This is a genomic window from Yersinia sp. 2466 StPb PI (assembly GCF_041538325.1).
Taxonomy (GTDB): Bacteria; Pseudomonadota; Gammaproteobacteria; order Enterobacterales; family Enterobacteriaceae; genus Yersinia; species Yersinia enterocolitica_E.
This window is the reverse complement of the sequence record NZ_JAULSL010000001.1, coordinates 1,552,281-1,573,401: the sequence shown is the minus strand read 5'-3', so window position 1 is coordinate 1,573,401 and position 21,121 is coordinate 1,552,281. Positions and strand designations below refer to the sequence as shown.

Below are 21,121 nucleotides of genomic sequence, written 5' to 3'. Positions count from 1 at the left end.
AACGGAGATAAGCCCGATAAAACAGTGGCCTGACTTAGCCGCTAGTGACTCTGAGTTGATAACGGACGTGAATGATTTTTTGCCGCGCTCTTCATCCACAACCAAGAGCCATTCAGGGCAATCAGTGTCAGTATCACGTATTCCAGAGCCATCGCATAAACCCCCTGATAGGCGAAAATCGCTACACTGATGACATCAATCACCACCCAAATCAGCCAGTTCTCAACATATTTGCGTGTCATCAGGATCATCGCCACAATTGATAACACCATCATGGTGGAATCCCAGAATGGGAATGCATCAGGTTGCAGTTCAGGCATTTGCACATTAGCGCCCAAACGCTGCATCACCACCACTGCGGCACGGGTCAACCCGGCAAAAACAGTATCAATATGCAAGGTCATTAAAGCGATACCAGCCACGCACACTGCGCCCCAAATCAATGCTTTCGGCAATGATAACCAGCGAATTTTCAATTCAGCTTGATTATCAGACGTTTGCTTACTCCAGGCATACCAGCCATAGATATTAGCGACGAAGAAGAACAACTGTAATAGCAGGCTGGCATAGAGCTGAATCTGGAAAAAGATTACCGCAAATAACGTCACGTTAATCAGGCCAAACAAATAGTTAATTATCTTCTCTTTGCTGGCAAACCAAATACAGAGTAATCCAAACAGGGTACCAATCGCCTCTATCCATGAAAGGTCATACCCCCCCGCACCCAGCGGAATATGCACCAATATATTGCTTGTACTGAGGAAATCCATCTGGCAATCCTTTTATTGGGGAGAAATAATAAGTATTGAGGTCAATCGGTGTCATTTACGACTCAGGCATTGCCTTTGACCTGTAACTTCAACTGGTTGGCAAAATCCAACATCCGATTCAGCGGTATCAGCGCCTGCTGACGCAATTCTTCATCGACATGTATCTCATGCATTACACCTCCCTGCTCCAGCCCCTCAGCAATCGCTCTGAGACCATTCATTGCCATCCACGGACAGTGAGCGCATGTTCTGCACGTCGCACCTTCACCCGCCGTCGGGGCTTCGAATAATTCTTTATCTGGGCACGCCTGCTGCATTTTGTAAAAAATGCCACGGTCAGTCGCCACAATAAGTTTTTGCTGTGGCAACGTTTTTGCAGCCTGAATCAGTTGGCTAGTCGAGCCGACAGCATCAGCCATATCAACCACGGCCTGGGGTGATTCCGGGTGAACTAACACCGCAGCATCAGGATGCAGTACTTTCATGCGAGCCAGTGCCTGAGTTTTAAACTCGTCATGGACGATACAGGCCCCCTGCCAGCACAATACATCGGCCCCGCTCTTCTTCTGCACATAATTGCCCAAGTGGCGATCCGGCGCCCAGATAATTTTCTCACCCAAGCTATCGAGATGCTCAATAAGCTCAACCGCAATACTGGAGGTCACTACCCAATCAGCTCGGGCCTTAACCGCCGCAGAGGTATTGGCATACACCACTACGGTGCGGTCTGGATGACTATCACAAAATGCGGCAAATTCATCCGCCGGGCAGCCTAAATCCAGTGAACACTCTGCATTCAGGGTTGGCATCAACACTTGCTTCTCAGGGTTCAAGATTTTGGCCGTCTCTCCCATGAAACGCACGCCGGCGACCAGTAATATCGATGCCGGATGGTTATTACCAAATCGTGCCATTTCAAGGGAATCGGCGACGCAACCGCCGGTTTCTTCGGCTAAAGCTTGGATTTCGGGATCAGTATAATAGTGAGCGACTAACACTGCATCGCGCTGCTTCAGCAGTGTTTTGATCTTCTCACGGTAAAAGGCTTTTTCCTCTTCATCCAAAAGGACAGGCCGTGGAGGAAATGGATAAATAGCCGCATTTACATCAAAAGTTTCACTCATCGCTCACATCTCTGTTGCCAGTTATTCCAGAGTCAGCAAACGTTGCTGGCTGCCAGTAAGACTTCATTTGTTTTTTATCCTAAACAAAATACCCAATATCCAGCTAAAAGTCGCCCAAAATTGTCTGATAATGGTGAAAATGTTTAATGGAGTTAAAAATGAGATGAAAAAGTGAGATACAGATGGGATGTCAGAGAATTATAGGGGGAACTTTGGGACACTGAGATTAGCAGTATATGTAACATTGCAGGGAAAAGGTATCACTGGGGGTATAATGGTAGGTTGTGCGGGATTACTTGACATAATGGTGGGTCGTGCGGGATTCGAACCTGCGACCAATTGATTAAAAGTCAACTGCTCTACCAACTGAGCTAACGACCCATTATGTGTACTACTAATGACAATTCAGTGCCTGTCGTGCGGGATTACTTGACATAATGGTGGGTCGTGCGGGATTCGAACCTGCGACCAATTGATTAAAAGTCAACTGCTCTACCAACTGAGCTAACGACCCATTATGTGTACTACTAATGACAATTCAGTGCCTGTCGTGCGGGATTACTCGTCCTGCGGACTCGCCCTTCGGGTCAACGCTAAAGCGTTGCTGTCTCGCTTCGCTCGAACCTTTAACCAATTGATTAAAAGTCAACTGCTCTACCAACTGAGCTAACGACCCATTATGTATGCTACTAATGACAATTTAGTGCCTGTCGTGCGGGATTACTCGCACTTCGGGTACTTTTTAGTACAAAACAGGAAGAAAAATCTTTGCGCTGATTTCAACTTCTTACATTCAAACCGGCGTGCGGGGAGAATGGTGGGTCGTGCGGGATTCGAACCTGCGACCAATTGATTAAAAGTCAACTGCTCTACCAACTGAGCTAACGACCCGCTGTAATGCGGTACTGCTTAACATAGTGGTGGTCGTGCGGGATTACTCGTCCTGCGGACTCGCCCTTCGGGTCAACGCTACGCGTTGCTGTCTCGCTTCGCTCGGCTCGAACCTTTACGGCTCTCATCCCTACGATTTGATACCCTAATAACTCTGCATAATGGTGGGTCGTGCGGGATTCGAACCTGCGACCAATTGATTAAAAGTCAACTGCTCTACCAACTGAGCTAACGACCCATTATGTGCATTGCTTACTATAATTTCCTGCTGCTTTAACGTTTTACAAGTTGTCTTGGCAACGGCGGCATATATTACTAATTTCTCTTCACAGTGCAACTTAAATTTCTGTTGAAGCGTTTAACTGCTTGTTCTTCGCTCGCCAAAGTCCAGAAATTAGTCAATATGACCAATTCCTGGACTCGAAAATGGCTAAAGAGCAGATAAACGTTTCTGTGCCTGTTTAGCAGCATCAGTATTAGGATATTGCTTGATCACTTGTTGATAAACCGCCTTCGCTTTATCGCTTTGGCCTTTATCCTGCATGATCACCCCAACTTTAAACATCGCTTCTGAACTTTTTGGAGACTTTGGATAATTTTTTACTACAACAGCATAATAATATGCAGCGTCGTCTTTCTTACCTTTGTTGTAATACAACTGCCCTAACCAATAGTTGGCATTAGGCTGGTAAGTCGACTTTGGATACTGTTTCACAAAACCTTGGAAAGCAGTGATCGCTTGATCGAATTGCTTTTTCTCAAGAGCCAAAGAAACGGCTGCATTATAATCGCTGTTTTCATCACCAGTACTTGCTGCAGGTGCCGCTGTAGCAGCCGCTGCGCCTGCGGCAGCAGTAGCGGAACTTCCAGCCGCAGAATTATCTGTCGCAGCACCAGTAGCCGCAGAAGCTGAACCCTGCGCCCCCTGACCACCGCTCAGACTCTCCATCTGCTGGTAGATCTGTTTTTGCCGCTCAACAATTTGATTGAGCTGGTACTGATTTTCTTGGATCTGACCGCGTAAACTATCTACATCGCGTTGCGAATCGGATAGCTGTTGCTGAAGTTGAGTTAATAGTTGGCTGTGAGCGTTGGAAATACGCTCAAGTTGAGTGACCCGATCTTCTACCGAGCCGGAGCCGACATTACTGATTGGCGCTTGGGCAGTAGCGGCCCATGGGACCGCTACGCCAACCAGTAACGACAGACCCACTAAGTGACGTCTGAAGTTACTGTTCATGCGATTCTCTTAGTAAACCAGAACTGCACGACGGTTTTTAGCGAACGCTGCTTCGTCATGGCCCAGTACTGCTGGTTTCTCTTTACCGTAAGAAACGATAGAGATCTGGTCAGCCGAAACGCCTTTACCTTGCAGATACATTTTCACAGCATTTGCACGACGCTCGCCCAACGCGATGTTGTATTCTGGCGTACCGCGTTCATCCGCGTGGCCTTCAACAACAACTTTGTAAGATGGGTTGCTACGCAGGAATGCAGCATGTGCATCCAGCATTTGAGCGAAGTCAGAACCGATATCGTATTTATCGAAACCGAAGTAAACGATATTGTTCTTTTGCAGTTCTTGCATCTGAAGACGAGCTTGCTCTTCTGAAGACAAGTTGCTGCCATTTTCTGTACCAGTGCCAGCGCCCATGCCAGATTGGTCATTATTTGCGCTTTTGTTAGAACTACACGCAGCGATTGCCAGAACTGGCAAAGCCAACATTAGCCCTTTTAGCACTTTGTTCAGTTGCATCTCTTTGATCCTTTTATAGTTTGCCATACATACGTATTTACACATGCATCACAGATACGGCGACCAGGCAGGAAATTTGACCTGTCCATCAGTTGCCGGAAGACGCGCTTTGAAACGCCCATCAGTCGAGACCAGCTGTAACACAGCTCCCAGCCCTTGTGTCGAGCTATAGATAACCATGGTGCCGTTAGGCGCGATACTAGGCGTTTCATCCAGGAACGTGTCCGTTAATACTTGAACGGCTCCCGTTTCTAGATCCTGTTTGGCGATGTGTTGTGCCCCACCATTAGAACTAACCAATGCCAGGAACTTACCATCAGGACTCACATCTGCGTTCTGGTTCTGAGAACCTTCCCACGTGATTCGCTGTGGTGCACCACCATTAATATTCACTTTATACACTTGTGGACGACCGCCCTGATCCGAGGTATAGGCCAGATTCTGGCTATCCGGGAACCAGCTTGGTTCAGTGTTATTGCTACGACCATCAGTAACCTGGCTGATTTGACCAGACCCTAAGTCCATAACATACAAGTTCAAACTACCGCTTTTAGATAACGCGAAAGCCAGTTTAGTCCCGTCCGGTGAGAAAGAAGGCGCACCGTTATGACGAGGGAATGAAGCCACTTGTCTGATTGCACCATTAGCCAGCGTCTGAATAACCAGTGCTGACTTACCACTCTCGAAAGTGACATAAGCAATTTTGCTACCATCTGAAGACCAGGCTGGTGACATCAAAGGTTCTGGCGAACGGTGAACGACAAACTGGTTGTAGCCGTCGTAATCAGAAACCCGCAATTCGTGTGGGAATTTGCCGCCGTTGGTTTGCACAACATAAGCAATACGGGTACGGAAAGCACCTTTAATCCCAGTCAGCTTCTCAAATACTTCATCACTGGCAGTATGCGCTGAATAACGTAACCATTGTTTAGTTACTTTATACTGATTTTGCGCTAAAACGCTACCGGCTGCACCAGAAGTATCGACTAACTGGTAAGAAACCACATAGCTACCATCAGCACTCGGTTGAACCTGACCAACAACAACAGCATCAATACCCAACGCAGTCCAGGCTGCTGGCGTTACTTCTGCCGCAGTTGAAGGCTGTTGTGGCATGCGAGCCGCATCAATTGGGTTAAATTTGCCGCTGTTACGTAAATCTGCGCCAACAATAGCACCGATCTCTTCAGGTGGTGTACCCGGCCCCATCCATTTAAACGGAACAACACCAATTGGACGAGCAGAGTCTACCCCTTGGGTAATCTCAATTCGAACTTCTGCATGTAACACAGAAGCCCACAAAACTAAAAAGCCTAGCGCAACTCGAAATGCCTGCTTCATCTTATCTCCCTTATCCGAGCGGGATGCCCGCGATAATTAGCAGAATTTTAACAAACCAACGCAAACAAAACTACATAATCCACGGTTGATCAACAAAGTTATACCCCTGTTAATCAACCTTTATTGAGGTTTAAATACAAGCGGAGCATTCTTAAACACTTCATAAACGTCCGAGCTTGGAGGCTTAGGAATCTTCGCTTGTTTTGCAGCAGCGATAGCAGCCTGGCACAGTGCCGGGTCACCCCCTTCTGCTTTAACATCAATTAATAGACCATCTGGTGCTAATTTAATTCGCAGATCACAGGTACGGCCTTTGTAAAGATCTGCATCATAAAATTTACTCTGGATCGCGGCGGTTATCTGGCCCAAATAGCCACTAACATCACCCGCTGATGCCCCGCTCTTCTTGCCACCACCTTTACCCGCAGCAGCAGCGCCCGCGCCGGCCCCACTTTTCGGTGCATTTTTGGAGTTAGCTAAACCACCAAATAAATCATCAACATCGGTTGTTGCCGCCGCTTCTGCAGCCGCTTTTTTCTTGGCATCAGCAGCAGCGGTTTTTTTAGCCTCTGCGGCCGCTTTTTTCTCAGCATCAGCCGCAGCTTTCTTCTCAGCGGCGGCAGTTGCTGCTTTCTCGGCAGCATCAGCCGCTTTCTTCGCCTCAGCATCAGCTTGTTTCTTCGCTGCTGCTGCTACAGCCGCCTCTTTTTTGGCTTCGGCTTCTGCTTTTTTCTGCGCGTCAGCTTGTGCTTTCACGATTTTATCAGCTTCTGCTTTTGCTTGTGCGGCTGCGGCCTCTGCCTGTTTCTGCTCTTCTTTCGCTTTTGCAGCAGCGGCAGCAGCAACTTTCTGTTGCTCAGCGGCCTCTTTTTGCTGCTCAGCGGCTTGTTTTTTCTGTTCTTCAGCCGCCTGCTTGGCATCTTCTTGCGCTTGCAGACGCTCTTTTTCCAATTCTTTCAGCCGTTGTTGCTCAGCAGCCTGCTTTTGCTGCAATTCTTCTGCTTGCTGATCGGCTTTTTTCTGGCGCTGTTGTTCTGCGCGTTTAGCGTCAGTCTGCTGTTGCTGCTGACGGTTATACTGTTCTGTTACTGCGCCCGGATCGACCATGACGGCGTCAATAACTTCGCCGCCAGCACCGCCGCCGCCCATTTCAGTCTTCTGCGTCAGAGAGCCCCAAATCAACAGGGCAATCAATATGATGTGCAGAACCACCGACACGATAACGGCGCGATTCAGCTTATCATTTTGCTCGGTTGCCTTACCCACGCTCGATTTCCACACTCGATGTCCGCATCTATTGCTAAAAAACGGAACTGCTAAAAACAAGGTATCTACTGGCTGGAGTGACTCTCAATCCAACCAATATCAACGCAAATTTATATCGGTTGAGTCATTAAGCCCACCGACGTCACACCCGCCTGATGCAGCATATTCAGAGCCTTGATAATTTCATCATAAGGCACCTCTTTAGCACCACCTATCAGGAACACAGTTTTCGGATTCGATTTCAATCTGGCCTGAGCCTCTGCCACAACTTGTTCTGAAGGCAGTTGCTCCATCCGCTGGTGATCTACCACCAACGAGTATTGCCCCACCCCTGACACTTCCACAATCACTGGTGGATTATCATCACTTGAGACGGTTTTTGAGTCCGTCGCGTCGGGCAAGTCCACCTCAACGCTTTGCGTAATGATCGGCGCGGTCGCCATAAAGATCAGCAATAGCACCAGCAACACGTCCAGTAAGGGAACAATGTTAATTTCAGACTTAAGCTCGCGACGTTTACGACCACGTACTCGCGCCATACAACCCCCTACTTATTTGCTCTCGGCGCTGGCAAAAGCCTGACGATGCAGAATAGCAATGAACTCTTCCATGAAGTTGTCATAGTTTTGTTCAAGTTTATTCACGCGCTGGTTCAGGCGGTTATAGGCCATAACAGCAGGGATCGCAGCGAACAGACCGATCGCGGTAGCAATCAGTGCTTCGGCAATACCTGGTGCGACCATTTGTAACGTCGCCTGCTTTACTGCACCCAGAGAAATAAAGGCATGCATAATCCCCCATACTGTACCAAACAGGCCAATATACGGGCTGATGGAACCAACAGTACCGAGGAATGGAATATGAGTTTCCAGAGCTTCTAATTCACGGTTCATTGAGATGCGCATCGCACGGGAGGCACCGTCAATCACCGCCTCTGGTGCATGGCTGTTTGCGCGATGTAAACGGGCAAACTCTTTAAATCCAGAATGGAAGATCTGCTCGGAGCCCCCGAGAGTCTCGCGACGAGCCTGGCTTTCCTGATACAAGCGAGACAGCTCAATACCGGACCAAAACTTATCTTCAAAGGCTTCTGCATCGCGGGTGGCAGCATTCAGAATACGCGTTCGTTGAATGATGATCGCCCATGAAGCAATAGAAAAGCCCATTAATACCAGCATGATAAGCTTAACGAATAGGCTTGCCTGCAGGAATAAATCCAGAATGTTCATGTCAGCCACTACTTAAACTCCGCGACAATAGACTTAGGAAGCGCTCTTGGCTTCATTTGGTGTGGATCGATACATGCGATCAATACTTCTGCACTACTCAGAAGATTGCCATGTGTGTCGAGAATTCGTTGAGCAAACGTGAGAGAAGCCCCACGCATTGCGGTAATTTCACTCTGTACTTCCAGCATATCATCAAGACGTGCCGGTGCCAGGTATTCTACCGTCATGCGGCGGACAGCGAAAGCGACATGCTCACTGAGCAATTGCTGCTGGTGAAAATTGCGTTGGCGCAACATTTCAGTGCGCGCCCTTTCATAAAAGGCAACGTAGCGTGCGTGGTATACCACGCCGCCAGCATCGGTGTCTTCAAAATAGACACGTACCGGCCATCGAAACAACGTATTACTCACTCTACTTCCCAGTAATGCAGTTAACGGACACACTATACTGAAGAGCGCTAAGCTTTGGAATCACTTGAGGGAATAGAACGAAAATAATTATGGGCCGAATGGCCCATAAGGATAGATTGTGTTCAGATTAGACGAAACGTGTACAGATTAGACAAAAAAGTAGAATAATCCCGCGCACAAGATCACAATTGCGGGAAGTGGTGAGAAAAAAGCACGCAACCATATCCGCTTAGGGCGAAAACCTACCCCATGAATCACACCGGTACAAACCGCCCACACGATAAACACCTCTTGCCAGACCTCAAGTGAACTGGTTGCCGCCGCAAAACGCGAAGGGTCCCAAAACACACAGAATGCCACAGCAAACGCGAGCACCAGTGAAAGGGCCCTGAACGGGCCCTTATCCAGTAAATCGTATAACTTATCAGACAACATCATCATTGCCATTATTAGCGGCTTTCGCCGCTGCATTGGCTTCACTCTGCTCCAGCGCCAGAGCAGTAATGATACCAAAGGAGCAGGCCAGAAGTGTCCCTAGAATCCAGGCAAAATACCACATGCTTTATGCTCCTTAGTACAGTGAGTGCTTATTGTTTTCGATAAAGTCTTTATCAATGCGCCCGAACATCTTGTAGTAACACCAACTGGTGTACAGCAGGATGATAGGAACAAAGATTATCGCAACAACGGTCATCACTTTCAGCGTCAACAGGCTAGAGGTGGCATCCCACATTGTCAGACTGACATTTGGTACCGTGCTTGATGGCATAACGAACGGGAACATAGTTACCCCGGCAGTCAGAATCACACAGGCAATAGTCAGTGATGAGAACAGGAAGGCCCAAGCCCCTTTTTCAAAGCGCGACAGCAAAATGGTGAACAGTGGCAGAATAACCCCAAGAGCAGGCAGCGCCCACAGGCTTGGGTACTTATTGAAGTTAATCAACCATGCACCCGCCTGATGTGCAACTTCTTTGCGCATCGGGTTAGATTCAGCCGCCGTATCCAAAGCTGAGGTTATAACGAAGCCATCAATACCTTTAACTAACCAGATACCGGCCAACAGGAAGGCCACACTCATCACCAACGCAGAGATCTGAGCCGCAGTACGGGAGCGCAGATGCAACTCACCACGGGTACGCATTTGCAGGTAAGTAGCACCTTGCGTTACCAGCATGGTCAAGCTGACAACACCCGCCAGTAACCCAAACGGATTCAGCAACTGGAAGAAGTTACCGGTGTAGAACAGGCGCATGTAGCTATCCATGTGGAACGGTACACCTTGCAGCAAGTTACCGAATGCCACACCGAAGACTACCGCTGGCACGAAGCTACCAGCAAAAATGCCCCAGTCCCACATATTGCGCCAACGGTTATCTTCCACCTTAGAACGGTAATCAAAACCGACCGGACGGAAGAATAACGCAGCCAATACCAAAATCATCGCAATATAGAAGCCGGAGAATGCGGCTGCATACACCATTGGCCAGGCAGCAAACAGCGCCCCACCCGCAGTGATCAACCAAACCTGATTACCATCCCAGTGAGGGGCAATCGAGTTAATCATAATACGACGTTCTGTATCATTCTTACCGATGATACGCAGCAGGATACCGACACCCATATCGAAACCATCGGTTACTGCGAACCCAATCAGCAGCACACCGATCAGCAGCCACCAGATAAATCGTAATACTTCATAATCAAACATAAGTGGACTCCTGTTTACCGTGCTTCCTGCACTGGGGCAGTCGGCTGTTCAAAATGATAGCGGCCCGTTTTCAGGCTACTTGGCCCAAGGCGCGCGAATTTGAACATCAGGTACATTTCTGCCACCAGGAACAGCGTGTACAGACCACAGATCAACCCCATGGAGAATAGAATATCCCCAGCGGTGACTGACGAGTTTGCAATTGCTGTCGGCAGCACTTCACCGATAGCCCATGGCTGACGACCATATTCCGCCACAAACCAACCTGCTTCTACTGCAATCCACGGCAACGGAATACCAAACAATGCTGCGCGCAGTAACCATTTTTTCTCACCAATCCGGCCACGAACTACGTTATAGAAGGACAGACCGATAATCAGCAACATCAGGAAGCCACAGGCAACCATGATGCGGAAAGCGAAATACAGTGGCAGAACACGTGGGATTGAGTCTTTAGCCGCCAACTGAATTTGTTCTTCAGTCGCATCGGTAACGTTTTGGGTATAACGCTTCAGTAACAGACCGTAGCCCAGATCTTGTTTCGCCTTACTAAAGGCTTCACGCACCTCAGGGTCAGTGTTACCCGAACGTAATTTTTCTAGCAGACTGTAAGCATGAATACCATTACGGATACGGACTTCATGCTGAGACATCAAATCACGCAAGCCGATAACCGGTGTATCCAATGAACGGGTCGCTATTATCCCCAAGGCAAATGGAATCTGAACCGCAAATCGGTTCTCCATGGTTTCTTGATTCGGGATAGCAAACAGCGTAAAGGCTGCCGGAGGCGGTTGGGTTTCCCATTCAGCTTCAATTGCAGCCAATTTGGTTTTCTGCACATCGCCCATTTCGTAACCAGATTCATCACCCAGCACGATAACCGACAATACGGCAGCCAAGCCAAAGCTCGCCGCAATGGCAAAGGAACGCTTGGCAAACGGAATATCACGGCCTTTCAACAGATAGTAAGAACTGATACCCAGCACAAACATCGCGCCAGTCACATACCCTGCCGCTACAGTGTGAACGAATTTCACCTGTGCAACCGGGTTGAGAACCAGTTCAGAGAAGCTCAGCATTTCCATACGCATAGTTTCAAAGTTGAAATCAGATGCAATCGGGTTTTGCATCCAACCGTTGGCAACCAAGATCCACAACGCAGAGAAGTTAGAGCCTAATGCAACCAGCCAGGTTACAGCCAAATGCTGATGTTTACTCAGGCGATCCCATCCGAAGAAGAACAGACCGACGAAAGTAGACTCCAGGAAGAACGCCATCAAACCTTCAATTGCCAGAGGGGCACCGAAGATATCACCGACGTAATGTGAGAAATATGACCAGTTAGTCCCGAACTGGAACTCCATAGTCAAACCAGTAGCAACCCCCAGAGCAAAGTTAATAGCAAATAACTTGCCCCAGAATTTGGTCATATCTTTATAGATTTGTTTACCAGACAGCACATAAACCGATTCCATAATTGCCAACATAAACGCCATACCCAGCGTTAGTGGGACAAATAAGAAATGGTACATTGCCGTTAAGGCAAACTGTAACCGTGACAGTTCGACAATATCAAACATCTTGACTCCTTGCTCCTCGCAGGAAGACTCCGACTTGCGGCAACCGAGCCTCCGCTAACTAAATTGGAAGCCCTGAAATTACCCCGCAGTGAATGCCCAAAAAAACACAACAAAAATAACAATATCAACTACCCAGTATTACACCGCGGTAATAGTACGCTTCTAATCCCACACAATAAATAGGATTTTACGTGACCCAGCGTTGAGTTCTGGATACAGGTCAACAAACAGGCCATTTGCCCATCCCGTCGTAGTTTGATCTAGAACAATTTAAGCTCATATGAACATTATTGCTATATTCAAAACTTGATTTAGAACAATTAATTCTTTTTCATGTTAATTAAAAGTTTGATTGTTTTTATATAACCCCAATCTGTTAATGAAATGTAATTTTATGGTTTCTCTAATGCTTTATTACTGCGTTATTATGCGATCCAGATTAACGTTTAAATTTATTACACTCAGAGAGAGTTAAATCACAATTCCGAGTTTTATATAAATATATTAGTCTAACTTGAGGGAAGCGTTCGCAAGTGTTGCCATTTTGTTGCATGATGAAATGCTATTTCTTGATAAAATATTGAATCCTCTACAATGAAAAAAATAGCGCTCACCACATTACTCTGTGTCAGTACCACTTCCATCGCCGCGCAACAAGTTGATATCACTATTTTAGGCACCTCTGATTTACATGGTACTTTTGTGCCGTGGGACTATGCCAGTGACAGTGAAAACTTAGCCGGTAGCCTGAGCCAGATAGCCACGAAAGTGCAAAAAATACGGGCTGAACAGCCGAATGTGATTCTGGTCGATGCCGGTGATACCCTTCAGGGCAACTTTGTTGAAACCTTTAAAAATGAGCCGATCAGCCCGATGATTCTCGGCTTCAATGCCTTAAAATATGATGCCTGGGTGATGGGCAACCACGAATTTGATTTTGGCCTTAAAGCCCTTTCCACTTCACTAAAACAATTTGATGGCACGGCACTGGCGGGGAATATCTTCTGGGATTCAGGTAAACCTTACCTCCCCTCTTATAAAATCATCGAACGTCAGGGGGTGAAAATCGGCATTATTGGCATGGATACCCCAATGACTGCGGAGTTTGCACAAGGCACCGACCGTATCAATGGCATTCATTTCACCGATCCAGTACAAGAAGTGAAAAAGGTTATTCAGCAAATCCAGCCACAAGTAGATGCCATCGTGCTGGTTGCCCATATGGGAGTCGATAATGAGAATCAGCGCCCTGGCACCGGGGTTGGCGATATCGCCAAGGCCAATCCAGAGCTGGCAGCCATTGTCGCAGGTCATATGCATGTGAAGATTGATAAAGCAGTGGTTAACGGTGTCATTATCACTGAACCAGATAAGTATGGCCGCGCGCTCTCCCGCATTGATCTGAAATTTGAGCAGCGTGAGGGTAAATATCATCTGGTGGATAAAGACAGCTATACCTACCCGATCAAGGGAGTCGAGTCTGATAAAAAGCTGGAAGCGATTTACCAGCCTTATCATGATATTTTGCGCGCCAATGCTAATCGGGTGATTGCAACCTTGAGCGGCAGTAATCTGGTACCGGCCGATGAGATTAAAGGTATTCCTCAGGTTCATATTCAGGATACCGGTATCAGCGCGTTGTATCAGGAGGCGGCACATTATTATGCTCCTCAGGCGCAGGTTATTGCCTTACAGATTGATAACGACCATCCTAAACTGGATGTCGGTGATATCACCGCTAAAGACATTGCATTTAACTATCAATATGCCGGCGGTGAAATCACCGTTTATGCTCTGACCGGTAAAGCGTTAAAACAGTACATGGAGTGGTCGGCTGATTACTTTAATCAGGTTAAAGCGGGTGATGTCACCTACAGTTTTAATCCACAACGTCGCGCTTCAAAATATTCGACCAATGACTTCTTCGATGGTGTGACCTACACCATCGATTTGCGTAAACCAGCAGGTTCGCGCATCACCGACCTACGCCTCAATGACGGCACGCCTGTTACCGATAGCACTCCTATTCATCTGGGAATGAACAGTTACCGGATGGGGCATTTGACGCAAAAAGGTGGCGCATTGGAAGGACAGAAATTCCAAGTGTTATCAGACAGTAAAGCACAATACGGTGAGGAAGACGGCACAATACGTAATCTGACCATTCGCTATTTGACTGATATTAAGGCCGGGAAGTATGAGGGTAAAGTTCAGCAGCGCTGGCATTTAATCGGGTTGGAAGGTTTTGACAAACAGCAGAAGATTGTCAAACAGTTGATTAATAGTGGCAAAATTGCAGTACCAGCAACAGCAGATGGTCGCTACACCAATATTGCGTCAATTAACGTCAAAGATAAGTTGTTTAAGGATAGAGCCAGTTATGATGCTGCATTGGCTACGTTGCAGCAACAAACTACCAGTGCCAGCACTGAGCAGGCTAAGCAACAAGCGCAAACAGATATTATCTTAATCACCGCCCTGAATACGTTCTGATTAGCCACAAAAAAGGCCACCGCAAGGTGGCCTCTATCTTGAGTTAGTTATCAAACTAACATCGTATCTAATGGCTTACTGCGGTAACACAGCTTTAACGGCATTGCCGATTTCAGCCAGGCTACGGACTGTTTTCACACCGGCAGCTTCCAGCGCCGCGAACTTATCATCCGCAGTTCCTTTACCACCCGCAATGATGGCGCCTGCGTGACCCATACGCTTACCTTTTGGTGCAGTTACACCGGCGATGTAACCCACAACAGGTTTGGTCACGTGATCTTTAATATAAGCAGCGGCTTCTTCTTCAGCGTTACCACCAATTTCACCGATCATCACAATAACTTCAGTCTGCGGGTCTTCCTGGAACAACTTCAGAATATCAATGAAGTTAGAACCTGGGATCGGGTCGCCACCGATGCCAACACAAGTGGACTGACCGAAACCGATATCCGTGGTTTGTTTTACCGCTTCATAGGTCAAAGTACCGGAACGAGAAACAATACCCACTTTGCCCGGTAAATGAATGTGGCCCGGCATGATGCCAATCTTACATTCACCTGGGGTGATAACACCTGGGCAGTTCGGACCGATCATCCGTGCATCAGACTGTTCTAATCTGACTTTTACTACCAGCATATCCAGTGTTGGGATGCCTTCAGTAATACAGATGATCAGTTTGATACCGGCATCAATAGCTTCCAGAATGGAGTCTTTACAGAACGGCGCTGGCACGTAGATAACAGATGCCGTAGCACCGGTAGTTTCTACTGCTTCACGTACGGTATTGAATACTGGCAGGCCCAGATGCTGGGTGCCGCCTTTACCTGGCGTTACGCCGCCAACCATTTTTGTACCATAGGCAATAGCTTGTTCGGAGTGGAAAGTCCCTTGGCTACCGGTAAAACCCTGGCAAATAACTTTGGTGTTTTTATCAATTAAAATAGACATTATTTAGCCCCCACTGCCGCTACAACTTGCTGAGCCGCATCTGTCAGGCTGGTCGCAGCAATGATATTCAAACCGCTGTCTGCCAATTTTTTGGCACCCAGTTCAGCGTTATTTCCTTCCAGACGAACCACCACTGGCACGTTTACGCCCACTTCTTCAACCGCACCAATGATGCCGTCAGCGATCAGGTCACAGCGCACAATGCCGCCGAAAATGTTAACCAGAACCGCTTTCACTTTGTCATCAGACAGAATGATTTTGAATGCTTCAGTCACACGCTCTTTGGTTGCACCACCGCCAACATCGAGGAAGTTAGCCGGTTCACCACCGTGAAGTTTCACGATGTCCATGGTTCCCATTGCCAAACCGGCACCGTTAACCATGCAACCAATGTTGCCATCCAACGCCACGTAGTTCAGTTCCCACTGCGCCGCATCAGCTTCACGTTTATCTTCCTGCGACTTATCACGCATTTCACGCAGTTCTGGTTGACGGAACAAGGCGTTACCATCAGCACCCAGCTTGCCATCCAGACAGATCAGATCGCCCTGTTTGGTAATCACCAGCGGGTTGATCTCAACCATCGCCAAGTCACGTTCCAAGAACAATGTTGCCAGGCCCATAAAGATCTTGGTGAACTGAGTGACTTGCTTACCGGTCAGGCCCAGTTTAAAGGCTAACTCGCGGCCCTGATAAGGCTGCGGCCCCGTCAACGGATCCAATGCGATTTTGTGGATCAGTTCAGGCGTTTCTTCGGCAACTTTCTCAATTTCAACACCGCCTTCAGTGGATGCCATAAACACCACGCGACGGGAGCTACGGTCAATAACCGCGCCCAGATACAGCTCTTTATCGATATCAGTCGCAGCTTCAACCAGAATTTGGTGAACCGGCTGACCGTGGGCATCTGTCTGGTAGGTCACCAAGTTTTTACCCAACCACTGTTCAGCGAAAGCACGAATATCTTCTTTGCTGTTAACCAGTTTCACGCCGCCCGCTTTACCGCGACCACCCGCATGCACCTGACATTTAACCACCCACGGGCCAGCACCGATTTTAGATGCGGCTTCTTCTGCTTCACGCGGTGTAGTACAAGCGTAGCCAGTTGGCGCTGGCATGCCATACCGAGCAAACAGTTGTTTTGCCTGATATTCGTGTAAATTCATGATGTTCTATCCATATAAGGTCTGAGATGGGCCGAAGCCTACTAGGTAGCCTGATTGCACGGAGGCAGGTTAATCAACACCTTGCAATCAGACTGACCTTGTCATTTATCTTTTTTATACGTCGAGCAGTAAGCGAGCTGGATCTTCCAGCATCTCTTTCACCGTCACCAGATAACCCACGGACTCGCGGCCATCAATCAAACGGTGATCGTAGGACAGTGCCAAATACATCATTGGCAGAATCACTACCTGACCATTTACCGCCATTGGCCGGTCTTTGATAGCATGCATACCAAGGATCGCGCTTTGTGGTGGGTTAATGATCGGAGTCGACATCAGGGAGCCGAATACGCCGCCATTGGTAATAGTGAAATTACCGCCAGTCAGCTCTTCTACTTTCAGTTTGCCGTCACGGCCTTTTACAGCCAGTTCTTTGATTTTCTTCTCGATATCAGCCATACCCAGGGTATCTACATCACGCAACACTGGCGTCACCAGACCGCGCGGGGTAGAAACCGCAATACTGACATCAAAGTAGTTGTGATAGACCACATCTTCGCCATCAATAGAAGCATTCACTTCAGGATAACGTTTCAAAGCTTCAACTACCGCTTTGATATAGAAGGACATAAAGCCAAGACGAACACCGTGGCGCTTCTCGAAAGCTTCACCGTACTGCTTACGCAGGTCCATGATCGGCTTCATATTGATTTCGTTAAACGTGGTCAGCATTGCTGTACTGTTTTTCGCTTCCAACAAACGCTCAGCAACACGTTTACGCAAGCGGGTCATAGGTACGCGTTTTTCGCTACGGCTAGCCAGTGCCGCAGGTGCGGCGGCGGCTACTTTGGTCTCAGCCACTGCCGGTGCCGTTTTACGGTTTGCCAAATGACTATCGACATCTTCACGGGTAATACGGCCACCCACGCCGCTGCCTTTAATGGCAGTAGCATCAAGGTCATGTTCTGCAATCAGACGGCGAATTGCCGGGCTGAGAGTATCGTTACTCTCTTCTTCCAGGCTAGCGGTCTGGCGCTGCGCCGGAGTGGACTCAGTGCTTTGACTTTTTTCTTCCGTCGGCTTACCTGAACTGTCACTTGGACGAATACGGCCCAGTACCTGACGTGAGGTCACAGTCGCGCCTTCGTCTTCCAAAATGGCGTCTAAAATACCGTCCTGACTGGCCGGAACTTCCAGAATCACTTTGTCCGTTTCAATCTCAACCAGCACTTCATCGCGTTTAACGCTGTCGCCCGGTTTCTTGTGCCAAGTTGCTACAGAGCCATCAGCGACAGACTCAGGGAGGTCAGGAACATTAATATCTACGCTACTCATTCTCTATCCTTTATATGTTAACCGGCTCGCTACTCGACGGTAAGCGCGTCATTAACCAGAGCTTGTTGTTGTTTCTGGTGTACGGAAATGTATCCAACTGCCGGTGAAGCTGATGCCGGGCGACCGGCATAACGCAAGGAAGCACCAAATGGAATCACTTCGCGGAAGTTGTGCTGGCTACAATACCAGGCACCCTGGTTCAGCGGCTCTTCCTGGCACCAGACGAAATCATGCACATGAGCGAACTGTTCCAACACCGCTTGTACAGCATGATGCGGGAACGGATAAAGCTGCTCAATACGCACGATAGCAACATCGGTTTGCCCATTCTTACGGCGTTGTTCCAGCAGGTCGTAATACACTTTGCCTGAACACATAACGACACGTTTGACGCCTTTCGCATCCAGCTCGTCAACTTCACCAATCGCTGGTAAGAAGCTGCCATTTGCCAATTCATCAAGCGATGATATGGCCAACGGATGACGCAACAATGACTTAGGTGACATTACCACCAGCGGGCGACGCATACCACGTAATGCCTGACGACGGATCATGTGGTAAACCTGCGCCGGCGTAGAGGGGATACACACCTGCATATTTTGTTCGGCACAAAGTTGCAGATAACGCTCCAGTCGTGCGGATGAGTGCTCTGGACCTTGCCCTTCATAACCATGTGGCAGCAACATCACCAGGCCACACATCCGGCCCCATTTCTGCTCACCGGAGCTGATGAACTGGTCGATAACCACTTGCGCACCGTTGGCAAAGTCACCAAACTGCGCTTCCCAGATAGTCAGGGTGCGTGGTTCTGCGGTGGCATAGCCATATTCAAATGCTAACACCGCTTCTTCTGACAGCACGGAGTCCCAAACCTGGAAGTCACCCTGCCCACTGTGTACGTTCGCCAGCGGCACATAAACCGAGCCATTTTTCTGGTTATGGATCACCGCATGACGATGGAAGAAGGTACCGCGACCCGCGTCTTCACCGGACAAACGAATCGGAATCCCTTCATCTACCAGCGTTGCGTAAGCCAGTGTTTCAGCCCCACCCCAGTCAAACGGCTTCTCACCACTTGCCATCAAAGCACGATCGCCATAAATCTTGGCAACACGGGATTGCATTTCAATGGCTTCCGGCGCATGGCTGATGCGACGCGCCAGATCTTGCAGGCGTTTCATCTCAACTTTGCTTGGATATTCTTCGTCCCACTCATGGTTCAGATACGGCGACCAGGTGAAGGATTGCAGATTCATCGGACGCCACTCTTCCACCACACAGTCACCACCATCCAACGCATCACGATACAGGTTGACCATTTCCGTGGCATCTTCCAGGCTGGCGATATTTTGCTCGGTCAGCTTGTCAGCATAAATCTTGCGCGGCGTCGGGTGTTTTTTGATCTTCTGATACATCACGGGCTGCGTTGCACTTGGCTCATCGGCTTCGTTATGCCCATGGCGGCGATAGCAAACCAGATCGATCATCACGTCACGTTTAAAGGTGTTACGGAAATCCAACGCCAGACGGGTAACAAACGCCACAGCTTCAGGATCATCAGCATTCACGTGGAAAATCGGAGCCTGTACCATTTTGGCGATATCGGTACAGTACTGGGTAGAACGCGCATCCAGTGGGTTCGAGGTAGTGAAACCAATCTGGTTGTTGATAACAATGCGCACCGTCCCGCCCACTTCATAGCCACGTGCCTGTGACATATTCAGTGTTTCTTGCACCACGCCCTGGCCAGTAATCGCCGCATCACCATGAATAGTGATTGGCAGAACCATATTGCTGCGTGCTTCATCCAGACGATCACGGCGTGCACGTACCGAACCGATAACCACCGGGCTGACAATTTCCAGATGGGATGGGTTAAAGGCCAGTGCCAGGTGAACCAGGCCACCTTCAGTTTCCACATCGGATGAGAAGCCTTGGTGATATTTAACGTCACCGGTCCCCAGATGCTCTTTATGCTTACCGGCAAATTCGTCAAACAAATCTTCCGGCTTCTTACCCAAAACGTTGATCAATACGTTGAGGCGGCCACGGTGAGCCATCCCCAGAACCACTTCACGGGTACCATTTTTCCCCGCATGGCGAATCATCTCTTTCAGCATGGTGACCAGCGAATCGCCGCCCTCCAGCGAGAAACGCTTCGCGCCCGGGAATTTAGCCCCTAAATAACGTTCCAGACCTTCAGCGGCAGTCAATTCGCTCAGGAAGCGACGTTTTTCTTCATCACTGAATGTCGGTTTCCCAACCACCGACTCAATACGCTGCTGAAGCCAGCGTTTTTCTTCGGTGTTGGTAATGTGCATGTATTCAGCGCCGATAGAGCCGCAATAGGTCTGTTTCAGTGCTGCATACAGGTCAGACAACTTCATGGTTTCTTTGCCAATAGCAAAAGAACCCACATTGAAGGTATTTTGGAAATCGGCTTCGGTCAGGTGGTGGTAGGAAGGTTCAAGGTCTGGAACAGACTCCTGCTTCCACAAACCGAGTGGATCAAGGTTGGCATGTTGATGACCACGGAAGCGGAAGGCGTTGATTAACTGCAACACCTTAACTTGCTTGGCATCATTTTCAGGATCGCTGATGGATGAGTTATAACGAGAGGAATCCTTCGCCAAGCGACGGAAATACTCACGTGTTTGAGAGTGGAACTGATCAGGTTTTACACCCGTTGTTGGTAGCTGTTGAAAAATTGAACGCCAACTATCATCAACGGAACCAGGATCGGTTAAAAAGTCTTCATAGAGCTGCTCTATGTAGGACTGGTTCGCGCCCGCCAGATAGGAGGAATCCAGCCAGGCCTTCATTGCGCCGTTCTGCATCATGATCCCTTAAGCTTTGAAGCTTCAGTTTTCGCCGTGGTTAACATATACACCGTAGTATCAACGGTTTGCCGTAAAAACGGTTCACTCGACATGCTCAATGCACGTTCTGTTATGGACCTTAACGGTCCCGTTCAAGGAACCTCTAAAAACTGACTGCATGCCGGCTTTTAGAGATTCCCTACCTTGAAGCAACCCGGGAAATACATTCCCCGGGTTAATAAACTCACATCATGCACTACGTTGCAACTATCATTCGCT

General features: G+C 48.4%; 18 protein-coding genes, 5 tRNA genes and 1 other RNA gene. 1 reads left to right on the top strand and 23 read right to left on the bottom strand.

Annotated features, from left to right (window positions below):
• Positions 1–41 precede the first annotated feature (41 nt).
• The 19 genes from pnuC to cydA form a co-directional block, all read right to left on the bottom strand.
• The gene (gene pnuC, locus Q2T72_RS07080; protein ID WP_372568869.1) at positions 42–770 is read right to left on the bottom strand and encodes a nicotinamide riboside transporter PnuC; all 729 of its coding nucleotides are present in this window, start codon (positions 768–770) and stop codon (positions 42–44) included.
• Positions 771–832: 62 nt separating this feature from the next.
• Complete coding sequence (gene nadA, locus Q2T72_RS07075) at positions 833–1,894, bottom strand: quinolinate synthase NadA (protein ID WP_372568868.1); 1,062 nt, start codon at positions 1,892–1,894, stop codon at positions 833–835.
• A gap of 305 nt (positions 1,895–2,199) precedes the next feature.
• Positions 2,200–2,275: transfer RNA gene (locus Q2T72_RS07070), tRNA-Lys, on the bottom strand.
• Positions 2,276–2,332: 57 nt separating this feature from the next.
• Positions 2,333–2,408: transfer RNA gene (locus Q2T72_RS07065), tRNA-Lys, on the bottom strand.
• A 69-nt stretch (positions 2,409–2,477) separates the two neighbouring features.
• Positions 2,478–2,570, bottom strand: a tRNA-Lys gene (locus Q2T72_RS07060).
• Between the two features lie 139 nt (positions 2,571–2,709).
• Positions 2,710–2,785, bottom strand: a tRNA-Lys gene (locus Q2T72_RS07055).
• A 24-nt stretch (positions 2,786–2,809) separates the two neighbouring features.
• Positions 2,810–2,935: non-coding RNA, RtT sRNA (locus Q2T72_RS07050), on the bottom strand.
• Positions 2,936–2,947: 12 nt separating this feature from the next.
• Positions 2,948–3,023 (bottom strand) — tRNA-Lys (locus tag Q2T72_RS07045).
• A gap of 192 nt (positions 3,024–3,215) precedes the next feature.
• Complete coding sequence (cpoB, locus tag Q2T72_RS07040) at positions 3,216–4,025, bottom strand: cell division protein CpoB (RefSeq protein ID WP_083159578.1); 810 nt, start codon at positions 4,023–4,025, stop codon at positions 3,216–3,218.
• Positions 4,026–4,034: 9 nt separating this feature from the next.
• The gene (gene pal / locus Q2T72_RS07035; protein ID WP_004393299.1) at positions 4,035–4,541 is read right to left on the bottom strand and encodes a peptidoglycan-associated lipoprotein Pal; all 507 of its coding nucleotides are present in this window, start codon (positions 4,539–4,541) and stop codon (positions 4,035–4,037) included.
• 48 nt (positions 4,542–4,589) lie between these two features.
• Positions 4,590–5,882, bottom strand: a complete 1,293-nt coding sequence (gene tolB, locus Q2T72_RS07030; RefSeq protein ID WP_083159580.1) for a Tol-Pal system beta propeller repeat protein TolB — start codon at positions 5,880–5,882, stop codon at positions 4,590–4,592.
• A gap of 120 nt (positions 5,883–6,002) precedes the next feature.
• Positions 6,003–7,148, bottom strand: coding sequence for a cell envelope integrity protein TolA (gene tolA / locus Q2T72_RS07025; RefSeq protein ID WP_193784696.1), 1,146 nt, complete (start codon positions 7,146–7,148; stop codon positions 6,003–6,005).
• Positions 7,149–7,258: 110 nt separating this feature from the next.
• Positions 7,259–7,687: a colicin uptake protein TolR gene (tolR, locus tag Q2T72_RS07020; RefSeq protein WP_083159585.1), complete on the bottom strand. Its 429-nt coding sequence runs from the start codon at positions 7,685–7,687 to the stop codon at positions 7,259–7,261.
• Between the two features lie 12 nt (positions 7,688–7,699).
• Positions 7,700–8,386 carry a Tol-Pal system protein TolQ gene (gene tolQ / locus Q2T72_RS07015; protein WP_005188971.1) on the bottom strand — a complete coding sequence of 229 codons (687 nt, stop codon included), beginning with the start codon at positions 8,384–8,386 and terminating at the stop codon, positions 7,700–7,702.
• Positions 8,386–8,787 (bottom strand): tol-pal system-associated acyl-CoA thioesterase, encoded by a 402-nt coding sequence (ybgC, locus tag Q2T72_RS07010; protein ID WP_032907060.1) that lies wholly within the window; start codon positions 8,785–8,787, stop codon positions 8,386–8,388. Before ybgC ends, tolQ begins: the two co-directional genes overlap by 1 nt.
• Before the next feature lie 147 nt (positions 8,788–8,934).
• On the bottom strand, positions 8,935–9,222 hold the full coding sequence (gene ybgE, locus Q2T72_RS07005) for a cyd operon protein YbgE (RefSeq protein WP_193784831.1): 288 nt from the start codon (positions 9,220–9,222) through the stop codon (positions 8,935–8,937).
• Complete coding sequence (gene cydX / locus Q2T72_RS07000) at positions 9,212–9,346, bottom strand: cytochrome bd-I oxidase subunit CydX (RefSeq protein ID WP_025383069.1); 135 nt, start codon at positions 9,344–9,346, stop codon at positions 9,212–9,214. Before cydX ends, ybgE begins: the two co-directional genes overlap by 11 nt.
• A 12-nt stretch (positions 9,347–9,358) precedes the next feature.
• Entirely contained in the window at positions 9,359–10,498 is a 1,140-nt protein-coding gene (gene cydB, locus Q2T72_RS06995; RefSeq protein ID WP_083159589.1) for a cytochrome d ubiquinol oxidase subunit II, read from the bottom strand.
• A gap of 14 nt (positions 10,499–10,512) precedes the next feature.
• Entirely contained in the window at positions 10,513–12,081 is a 1,569-nt protein-coding gene (cydA, locus tag Q2T72_RS06990; RefSeq protein ID WP_083159591.1) for a cytochrome ubiquinol oxidase subunit I, read from the bottom strand.
• A 594-nt stretch (positions 12,082–12,675) separates the two neighbouring features.
• Here cydA and Q2T72_RS06985 point away from each other — a divergent pair.
• The gene (locus Q2T72_RS06985; protein WP_083159593.1) at positions 12,676–14,574 is read left to right on the top strand and encodes a bifunctional UDP-sugar hydrolase/5'-nucleotidase; all 1,899 of its coding nucleotides are present in this window, start codon (positions 12,676–12,678) and stop codon (positions 14,572–14,574) included.
• 75 nt (positions 14,575–14,649) lie between these two features.
• Here Q2T72_RS06985 and sucD read toward each other — a convergent pair whose 3' ends face one another.
• The 4 genes from sucD to sucA form a co-directional block, all read right to left on the bottom strand.
• Positions 14,650–15,522, bottom strand: coding sequence for a succinate--CoA ligase subunit alpha (sucD, locus tag Q2T72_RS06980; RefSeq protein WP_083159595.1), 873 nt, complete (start codon positions 15,520–15,522; stop codon positions 14,650–14,652).
• A complete protein-coding gene (sucC, locus tag Q2T72_RS06975) occupies positions 15,522–16,688 on the bottom strand; it encodes an ADP-forming succinate--CoA ligase subunit beta (RefSeq protein WP_005188956.1) in 1,167 nt (388 codons plus the stop codon). Before sucC ends, sucD begins: the two co-directional genes overlap by 1 nt.
• Positions 16,689–16,802: 114 nt before the next feature.
• Positions 16,803–18,023 (bottom strand): 2-oxoglutarate dehydrogenase complex dihydrolipoyllysine-residue succinyltransferase, encoded by a 1,221-nt coding sequence (odhB, locus tag Q2T72_RS06970; RefSeq protein ID WP_083159597.1) that lies wholly within the window; start codon positions 18,021–18,023, stop codon positions 16,803–16,805.
• Positions 18,024–18,052: 29 nt separating this feature from the next.
• Complete coding sequence (sucA, locus tag Q2T72_RS06965) at positions 18,053–20,860, bottom strand: 2-oxoglutarate dehydrogenase E1 component (RefSeq protein ID WP_083159599.1); 2,808 nt, start codon at positions 20,858–20,860, stop codon at positions 18,053–18,055.
• Between the last annotated feature and the right edge of the window lie 261 nt (positions 20,861–21,121).